This is a genomic window from Niveispirillum fermenti (genome assembly GCF_048066175.1).
GTDB classification, from domain to species: domain Bacteria; phylum Pseudomonadota; class Alphaproteobacteria; order Azospirillales; family Azospirillaceae; genus Niveispirillum; species Niveispirillum fermenti.
Window position 1 is genome coordinate 1 of sequence record NZ_JBLTXA010000067.1, and the last position, 8,422, is coordinate 8,422.

The following is an 8,422-nucleotide window of genomic DNA, read 5'->3' on the forward strand; positions in this document are numbered from 1 at the left end:
TAGTTGTCACATGTTCGACAGCAATGCCAAACAAAGGCGCGTCATGACTTCGTTGGAAAAGCTGTGACACCCTTGAAAACGTTACCTTTTATCGAGTGCCTTTATCGCCCAAACTAGGTGCTGAAGCACTATTTCTGGCTGCTCACTCCATCGTATCGACCATCCCATTCGCGGCTGAAATTCGGGAAGGCCATGAATAGCCTTTCTATACTTCTCTACAGTAGAGTGTGCCGTTTGAGACCTATTGAGTTCGGCGCGATATTCAGCGTCTTTTTTGCATTGTCGTTTTAATTCGTCGGCTGCTTCAACCACCAATGACATCAGGCGAAGCCGCTCGGTGCTGGGCTTGCCGCCTTGCATAGTTCCATTGGGCCGCAAGGCCTCGGCTGTCACGCCTCGGTTCAACTCTTGTAACGCAACGGATAGGTCGCTCAGATCGGGAAGTGCCAAACAACCGTTGATAAAGCGCAGCTTGGCTATCCACACATTTCGTATTGCCTCGGCTTCCTCTAAACTTGCCGGAGACAACAGCGGTGCTAACGCGGGCTGGAGCGCCTTCATCGTTTCGTGAACACTGTAAAAAATTGCCTGTTGGGCACTACTTATTGCAGCAGCGCTACCCGGCTCAGCTTCCAGCGCAGCTCTAATGTGCCCGCTGATAAGTTCAGCGTTTGACGCATTGTTCATGCCACTACCCCCCGGATTGGAGTAACCGTGGCACCAGCCGCGCCGTCACTGGCGCAATAGGTTGCCCAGTCCGCCATGAGCCGTCGCCGTTTATCGAACAGATCGCCGCGCCGGTAAGCCGCTTCGGCCTTATTGCCTACGACATGGGCGAGCGCCATTTCGCAAACTTCATGGGCGTATCCGGTGCATTCGGCTGCCCAGTCCCGGAAACCAGATCGGAAGCCGTGAACGGTGCAATCCAACTTCATGCGACGAAGCAGCATTGCCATGGCCATTGCAGAGAGTTTGCCGCCCTTGTCGGTCGCAAACAGATTAGCCGTCCCCAATGGCCGGACAGTCAACAGAATCTCCACCGCACGCGGCGACAGCGGAATGCGATGTTCCCTTGCCGCCTTCATACGCGATGCCGGTACTGTCCAGATTGCCTTATCCAGGTCAATTTCGGCCCATGTCGCTCCCAGCACTTCATTGGTGCGCGCCGCAGTGAGAATGACAAACTCCAAAGCCAGCGCCGCCATCGCCTCCCGCGTCCGCAGGTTCACCATGAAAGCCGGGATGACTGCATAAGGCATGGCTTTGTGATGGCCGCGTTTAAGCCGGGTGCGTGGCGGTAGGATTTGCGCAATGTGGCCACGCCAGCGGGCCGGGTTCTCTCCCTCCCGGTATCCGCGCGCCTTGGCTGCATCAAGCACCGTTTCAATGCGCCCCCGGACGCGGCTAGCCGTCTCTGGCTTGTCCTTCCAAATGGGTTCTAGAATTGTCAGAACATGCGCCGTGGCAATGTCGGCAACCGGTAATTCGCCCATGACGGGATAGACGTAGCTGGCCAACGTGTTGCGCCATTGTTGCCGGTGCTTGTCATTGCGCCAACTTGCCTCATTCGCGCCGATATAAGCCTCTGCGACAGCCCGGAACGTGATTCCGGCTATCGCTGCCGCCTGAGCCGCCGTAACTGCCTTTGAGGCTTCCCGCTGGCGTTCTTCCAGGGGGTCAGTGCCCGCCTTCACCTTGAGGCGGAGTGCATCGCGCGCCGCGCGGGCATCTGCCAAGGAAATGCCCCCCGGTCCCGCTGCCCCTAGGCCAATGTCGCGCGACTTGCCCTGAAGCATGAAGCGATACACCCATGACCGCGCGCCAGTTTCCTTTACCAGCAAATGCAGCCCGCCCCCATCCGCGTGCCGTCCTGGCTTCGCATTCTTAACGGTAAGCGGAGTTAGGACATTGCTTAGCTTGCGGGGCATGTCTGCCGCCTCCGTTCCCAAAAACGTTCCCCAATAATACACCGGTTTTATGGGAACGCAATGGGACGGAACGGGACAGGAACAAGGCGGTATTGCTTATAAATGCGAGGAATATCAGGTGCTAACTTGATGCCTACGGGTGCCAGCGGATTGTAGTTTGCCGGACACCCTCTCCGCCATTCATCCTTAAAAATCTGAGGAAATGCCGGCGGCCGGTGACGAATCCCGGGGCAAGGGGAGTACTGGTCTTCCCCCGCCTTCCAACTGGGGGTGATCGTCGCTGATGCTTGACCCGGCCATTCGCGGTACGGCAAAAAGGGGCATGAATGTCCGGCCCATGTGGCGGCGAAGCGGCGGGGCCGGGAGTGCTTGGAAACAGGGCGAATAAGGTGTGGATGACGGTATCGGCCGGTACGGCACGCCTGCTGCTCGGTGGGGTGGTGGCGGCCACGTTCCTGTTCACTCCCACCGTGGGGCTGGGCCAGGAAACGGACCCCCGGTCCGACATGATCGTGCGCAGCGGTCTGCCCGTGCCGCGGTTTGTTTCGCTGCGTTCCGCGGAAGTCAATCTGCGCACCGGGCCCGGCCGTTCCTATCCCATCGAATGGGTTTTCGTGCGTCCCGGCATGCCTGTGGAGGTCACGGCGGAATTCGACACGTGGCGCCGTATCCGCGATGTGGAGGGCACGCAGGGTTGGGTACACCAGTCCATGCTGTCCGGCCGGCGCATGCTGGTCATCACGGGCGAACTTCGGACCGTGCGGGAACGGCCCAGCGCCTCGGCCGCCGCGGTGGCCCAGGCCGAGCCCGGTGTGATGGGCCGTCTGATCGCCTGCAAGGGTGCCTGGTGCGAAGTGGAGATCCAGGGCTATCACGGCTGGCTGGAACGCGGCGAATTCTGGGGTATCTACCCCGACGAGACGGTGGACGATTGAGCCGTTTTCCGGCCTATACCAGGGGCATGAATTTGTGACTCATGCCCCTGGTATAGGCCGGTGACTGCCGGCCCGACGCCCGTGCGCCGCAAGCCCAAGCCGCCGGATGGCGGCGCCCGGCGCTTGAGGAACTGAAAGCGAGAGCCCCCGTATTTCCGGGCAACGGAGATACGGGGGCTCCAGCGGGGAAAACCGGTCCGGTCGCTTCCGTCCCGGTGTTGCCTATCGCGGCAGCACCACGGTGAAGCGGGCACCCTTCACGCTGCCGTCGGCATCCTGGATATTATCCGCGAAGATGCGGCCCTGATGGGCATCGATGATCTGCTTGGAGATGGACAGGCCCAGGCCGGAATGCTTGCCGAAGGCTTCCGATTTCGGCCGCTCGCTGTAGAACCGGTCGAAGATGGCATCCAGCTTGCCCTGCGGGATGCCCGGCCCCTGGTCCTCGCAGGTGATCTCCACCCGGTCGGCGAAGGATTTCGCCTTGAACCGCACGACACCGCCGGGCGGGGAGAAGGACAGCGCATTCGACAGCAGGTTCTGGAAGACCTGGGTCAGCCGCCCTTCCAGTCCCGGCACGATCAGGCCGGTTCGCGTCTGCGGCAGTTCCACTTCCACCGTCACCGGGGGCGGCAGGCCGGCGGCATCGGTTCCGGCCTCCGCGGCGGCTTCACGCAGAGCCTCGGCATTGCCCAGTGTGGCATCGTGGATATCGGCCAGCATGGTCAGCATCTGTCCGATATCGGCCGGTTCGGACCGGGCGCGGGACAGTTCGGCATCCAGCCGGCTGGCATTGGAAATGTCGCTGATCAGCCGGTCCAGCCGCTGCACGTCATGATGAATGATGGACAGCAGCCGCTGGCGCTGTTCGTCGGTCTTCACGCGCTGCACGGTTTCAACGGCGCTGCGCATGCTTGTCAGGGGGTTCTTGATCTCGTGCGCAACATCGGCGGCGAAGCGTTCGATGGCGTCCATGCGGTTCCAGATGGCTGCCGTCATTTCCCGCAGGGCGGCCGACAGGTCGCCCACCTCGTCCCGGCGGCGGGAGAAATCGGGGATCGTCACCTCGCGCCCGCGCCCGTGGCGCACCTCGTCCGCGGCCTGCGCCAGCCGGCGGATGGGTCGCGCAATGGTGCCCGCGAGATAGAAGGACAGCAGCACCGTCACGCCCAGCGTGATCACGAACAGGCGCAGGATGTCCATGCGGAATTCCCGCACGGCCACGTCCACGGCCACCCCGCTGCGCGAGATATAGACGGCGCCCAGCACCTTCTTGTAGCGCTGGACGGGCACGGCCACGGTCAGCACCATGTCGGACCGGCCATCGGGCCGGGCGATGCGCCAGACATTGCGGCCGATTTCCCCCGACAGGGCCTTCATGACGTCGGAATAGCTTTCCGCCGTCGTGTCCCGCTCGTTGGGATAGGCGGGCAGATGCTCCCGCTCCGGCACGGCATTGACGATATAATCGTAGATGGAGATGCCGATTTCCGTCAGCCGGTTGCCGTCACGCAGCGGCGGCAGTTCCTCGATCTGCACCATCCCGCCGGGGCCGCCCAGCACCCGGCTGTCCGCGATCAGTTCCCCTGACGGCACGAACAGCCGCGTGCGGGTGTCGGTGGTTTCCACCAGGCGGCGGACCATCTGCCGCGCCAGTTCATAGGAAAGCTGGTTGGCGGGCTCGTTGAACTCATCCAGGACGGGCTGCATGGCGCCTTCGCCCAGCGCGCCGGCGAAGATCCGCGCTTCGGTCGTCAGCGCGTCCAGTTCCTTGTCGATCAGCCATTGCTGATAAGTGGAAAGGTAGAGCAGGCCACCCAGCAGGGTGGCCAGCGCCAGCATGTTGACGGCCAGGATGCGCAGTGTCAGGGGCGAGAAATGCCTCACCCGCCGGCGGCTGGCGGGGGCCTCCGGTGTCTTGCCTGCCGAAGCGCGGAACGGTCGTTTCACCGTCGACCGCCCTTATTCCCGGTACTTGTAACCGACGCCGTACAGCGTTTCGATCTGCTGGAAATCCTCGTCCACGGCCTTGAACTTCTTGCGCAGCCGCTTGATGTGGCTGTCGATGGTGCGGTCATCGACATAGATATGCTCGCCATAGGCGGCATCCATCAACTGGTCGCGGTTCTTCACGTGGCCGGGGCGAATGGCCAGGGCCTTGACCAGCAGGAATTCCGTCACCGTCAGGTCGATCTCCTTGCCGCGCCAGGTGCAGAGATGGCGGGCGCCGTCCAGCACCAGATCGCCGCGTACCAGCGTCTGGCCGGGATCGGGGGCCGTTCCCTTGCCCTGGGCCAGTTCGGTGCGGCGCAGCAGCGTCTTGATGCGCTCGATCAGCAGGCGCTGGCTGAAGGGCTTGGTGATGTAATCGTCGGCCCCCATGCGCAGGCCCTGCAGCTCGTCCGTCTCATCATCCTTGGAGGTCAGGAAGATGATGGGCATCTGCGTCGTCTGGCGCAGGCGCTGAAGCAGTTCCAGCCCGTCCATGCGCGGCATCTTGATGTCCAGCACGGCCATGTCCACGGGGCGCGAACTGATCCCGCGCAAGGCCTCGTCCCCATCGCCATAGGTACGCACCTCGTACCCCTCGGCTTCCAGCGCGATGGACACGGATGTCAGGATATTACGGTCGTCATCGACCAGGGCGATCGTCTGGGCCACCTTAATCTTCTCCCGCCTTTGCCGGTTGCATGCGGATTACCTCCGAAAGACCGGCTTTGCCAAAGCCAGATTCACTTTCAATATGTCATGAATGCGGCATCGAAAAGAGCCGTTAATGACATAGGACAGGCGGGGGAGGCGTCATATGGCGGTCGTCGGAGAGGAGATGGAACCGGAACTGGCCGATCCGGGCCTTCAGGCCCGGGCGCTGATGCGCGGATCGGGCGAGGCGACGCTGGCCACCCTGTCACGCCCGGGCGTGCAGGGCGGGATGGACGGATGGCCCATGCCCTCGCTGGTGCTGGTAGCCTTCGACCTGGACGCCACGCCGTTGTTGCTGATCTCACGTCTGGCCGAGCATACCCGCAATCTGGAAGGCGATCCGCGCTGCGGCCTGCTGTTCGACGGGACCGGCGGGCATGCCGACCGGCTGACGGGACCGCGCCTGTCGGTGCAGGGCTATGCCGAACGGTCGGGCGATACGCGGCTGCTGGAACGGTTCATCGCCCGGCACCCCTCGGCCAGCGCCTATGCCGGCTTCCGCGATTTCGCGCTGTGGCGGCTGGACCCGCGGCGGGGTCATATGGTGGCCGGCTTCGGCCGCATCCACGGGCTTTCGGCTACCGATCTGCGTCTGGCGCCCGTGGACTGGACCTCCCTCGCCGGCCGTGCCACGGACATCGTGGCCCACATGAACGACGACCATGCGGAAGCGATCGGCCTCTATGCCACGCGGCTGCTGGACCGGCCGCCCGGCGACTGGCGGATGACGGGCATCGATCCGGAGGGCTGCGACCTGCGATGCGGCACCCTGACGGCCCGGCTTGCGTTCGACAACCGTGTCCGGAATGCCGAGGCGGCGCGGGCGGAACTGGTCCGGCTGGCCGGTGAGGCGCGCGGGCGGAAAGGTTGAACAGCCCGTGGCCCGGCCTGCGGCGTTCCGACAGGGGACCTGTGCCCCGGCGGTACTTGTCAGGGCTGGGCAGGAACGGTAAGTAAACATCAGCCGTTACATAAAATGCCGCGTAGCAGGTGTTTCTCCCGCTACATGGCCGCGGGCTCCGGCGAACGGGCACGGCGGATGCCAAGTCAAGGGAGAAATCCAACGTGGAACATACCGGTCCCGTCATCAGCAGCTTCGGTCTGGATTACCTGGGCCTGACCAATCTGAAGGCCGCGCATTGGAACCTCAGCGTCGGCGGCCTCTATGAGCAGGCCTTGCGCCGCGGCGAGGCGAAGCTGTCCAAGGACGGCGCCCTGGTCGCCATTACCGGCCAGCATACCGGCCGCTCCCCCAACGACAAGTTCACCGTGCAGGAGGAGACGACCGCCGACGACATCTGGTGGGGTCCCAACAAGCCCTTCACGGAAGAGGCGTTCGATCGTCTGCATGCCCGCATCACCGCCTTCCTGCAGGGCCGGGAGGTGTTCGTGCAGGATCTTTATGCCGGGGCCGACCTGCAATATCGCCTGCCCGTGCGGATCGTGACCCAGCATGCCTGGCACAACCTGTTCGCCCAGAACATGTTCATTCGTCCGCCCCTGGCGGAGCGCGCCCAGTTCGAACCGTCCTTCACGGTCCTCCAGGCGCCCGATTTCCATGCCGTGCCAGAGCGTGACGGCACCCGTTCCGACGTGTTCGTCGTGATCAATTTCAAGAAGCGGCTGGTCCTGATCGGCGGCACCTCCTATGCCGGCGAGATCAAGAAGTCGATCTTCTCCATCCTGAATTTCCTGCTGCCGGCGCAGGGCGTGCTTCCCATGCATTGTTCGGCCAATATCGGCGCCAATGGTGACACGGCCATCTTCTTCGGCCTGTCGGGCACGGGCAAGACCACCCTGTCGGCCGACAGCAGCCGTACCCTGATCGGCGATGACGAGCATGGCTGGTCGGACAATGGCGTCTTCAACTTCGAAGGCGGCTGCTATGCCAAGGTCATCCGCCTGTCGGCGGAGGCCGAGCCGGAGATTTACGAGACGACGCGCCGCTTCGGCACGGTGCTGGAAAATGTCGTGATGGACGACCGGACCCGCGCGCTGGACCTGGACGATGCCAGCCTGACGGAGAATACCCGCGCCAGCTATCCGATCGACTTCATCCCCAATGCCAGCGAGACGGGCCGCGGCGGCCAGCCGCTGAACATCATCATGTTGACGGCTGATGCCTTCGGCGTGCTGCCGCCCATCTCAAAGCTGTCGGCCGATCAGGCCATGTACCATTTCCTGTCCGGTTACACGGCCCGCGTGGCCGGCACGGAAAAGGGCGTGACGGAACCGCAGGCCACCTTCTCCACCTGCTTCGGCGCCCCGTTCATGCCGCGCCATCCGACCGTCTATGCCAAGCTGCTGGGCGAGAAGATCAAGACCCACGGCGCCAATTGCTGGCTGGTCAATACCGGCTGGACGGGCGGTTCCTATGGCACCGGCAGCCGCATGAAGATCGGCCATACGCGCGCGCTGGTGAATGCCGCGCTGAACGGCAAGCTGGCCACCGTCAGCCACAAGCCGGAGCCGAATTTCGGCCTGGCCGTGCCGGAAGGCTGCGACGGCGTGCCGGCCGACGTGCTGCTGCCGCGCAACGCCTGGGCCGACAAGCAGGCCTTTGACGCCACCGCCCATGAGGTGGCCCGCCGGTTCGAGGCCAATTTCACCCAGTTCGCCGACCAGGTGGACGAGAAGGTCGTGCGCGCCGGCATCCGTTCGGCCGCTTGATAACGACACGCCACCACCCTCCGGACCGGGGAGGGGCGGCAGGGGCTGGGGGAGCGATCCCCCGGCCCCTGCCGTTTTAGGCCTTTTCCAGCCCCCCGTCAGCCAAGGGTCAACCCCTCGGCGATACCAGCGGCCGAAAATCTTGACCGATGGTATCGGCGGCGACTGCCGCCGCGCGCCACGTGG

General features: G+C 63.6%; 7 protein-coding genes. 3 read left to right on the forward strand and 4 right to left on the reverse strand.

From position 1 onward, the window contains the following. Positions 1 to 81: 81 nt before the first annotated feature. On the reverse strand, positions 82 to 687 hold the full coding sequence (locus tag ACM9LZ_RS25335) for a hypothetical protein (protein WP_416622287.1): 606 nt from the start codon (positions 685 to 687) through the stop codon (positions 82 to 84). Further along, entirely contained in the window at positions 684 to 1,928 is a 1,245-nt protein-coding gene (locus ACM9LZ_RS25340) for a tyrosine-type recombinase/integrase (protein ID WP_416622288.1), read from the reverse strand. The genes ACM9LZ_RS25335 and ACM9LZ_RS25340 overlap by 4 nt, the downstream gene beginning before the upstream one ends. Positions 1,929 to 2,323: 395 nt before the next feature. On the opposite strand from ACM9LZ_RS25340, the gene ACM9LZ_RS25345 reads away from it, so the two are divergent. Continuing rightward, complete coding sequence (locus ACM9LZ_RS25345; RefSeq protein ID WP_416622289.1) at positions 2,324 to 2,863, forward strand: SH3 domain-containing protein; 540 nt, start codon at positions 2,324 to 2,326, stop codon at positions 2,861 to 2,863. Between the two features lie 222 nt (positions 2,864 to 3,085). Here the strand turns inward: ACM9LZ_RS25345 and ACM9LZ_RS25350 are convergent, their stop codons facing one another. Both ACM9LZ_RS25350 and ACM9LZ_RS25355 read right to left on the reverse strand, forming a co-directional pair. Then, complete coding sequence (locus ACM9LZ_RS25350) at positions 3,086 to 4,813, reverse strand: stimulus-sensing domain-containing protein (RefSeq protein ID WP_416622290.1); 1,728 nt, start codon at positions 4,811 to 4,813, stop codon at positions 3,086 to 3,088. Between the two features lie 12 nt (positions 4,814 to 4,825). After that, positions 4,826 to 5,524, reverse strand: a complete 699-nt coding sequence (locus ACM9LZ_RS25355; protein WP_416622291.1) for a response regulator transcription factor — start codon at positions 5,522 to 5,524, stop codon at positions 4,826 to 4,828. Positions 5,525 to 5,669: 145 nt separating this feature from the next. Here ACM9LZ_RS25355 and ACM9LZ_RS25360 point away from each other — a divergent pair, with 145 nt between their 5' ends. Both ACM9LZ_RS25360 and ACM9LZ_RS25365 read left to right on the forward strand, forming a co-directional pair. Then, positions 5,670 to 6,437, forward strand: coding sequence for a HugZ family pyridoxamine 5'-phosphate oxidase (locus ACM9LZ_RS25360; RefSeq protein WP_416622292.1), 768 nt, complete (start codon positions 5,670 to 5,672; stop codon positions 6,435 to 6,437). A 194-nt stretch (positions 6,438 to 6,631) separates the two neighbouring features. Beyond that, positions 6,632 to 8,236 (forward strand): phosphoenolpyruvate carboxykinase, encoded by a 1,605-nt coding sequence (locus tag ACM9LZ_RS25365; protein WP_416622293.1) that lies wholly within the window; start codon positions 6,632 to 6,634, stop codon positions 8,234 to 8,236. The last annotated feature ends 186 nt before the right edge of the window (positions 8,237 to 8,422 follow it).

What these genes read in the sequence shown, in the direction of transcription:
- ACM9LZ_RS25335 (WP_416622287.1), bottom strand. Translation starts at nt 687, where the DNA reads ATGAACAATGCGTCAAACGCTGAACTTATCAGCGGGCACATTAGAGCT.
- ACM9LZ_RS25340 (WP_416622288.1), bottom strand. Translation starts at nt 1,928, where the DNA reads ATGCCCCGCAAGCTAAGCAATGTCCTAACTCCGCTTACCGTTAAGAAT.
- ACM9LZ_RS25345 (WP_416622289.1), top strand. Translation starts at nt 2,324, where the DNA reads ATGACGGTATCGGCCGGTACGGCACGCCTGCTGCTCGGTGGGGTGGTG.
- ACM9LZ_RS25360 (WP_416622292.1), top strand. Translation starts at nt 5,670, where the DNA reads ATGGCGGTCGTCGGAGAGGAGATGGAACCGGAACTGGCCGATCCGGGC.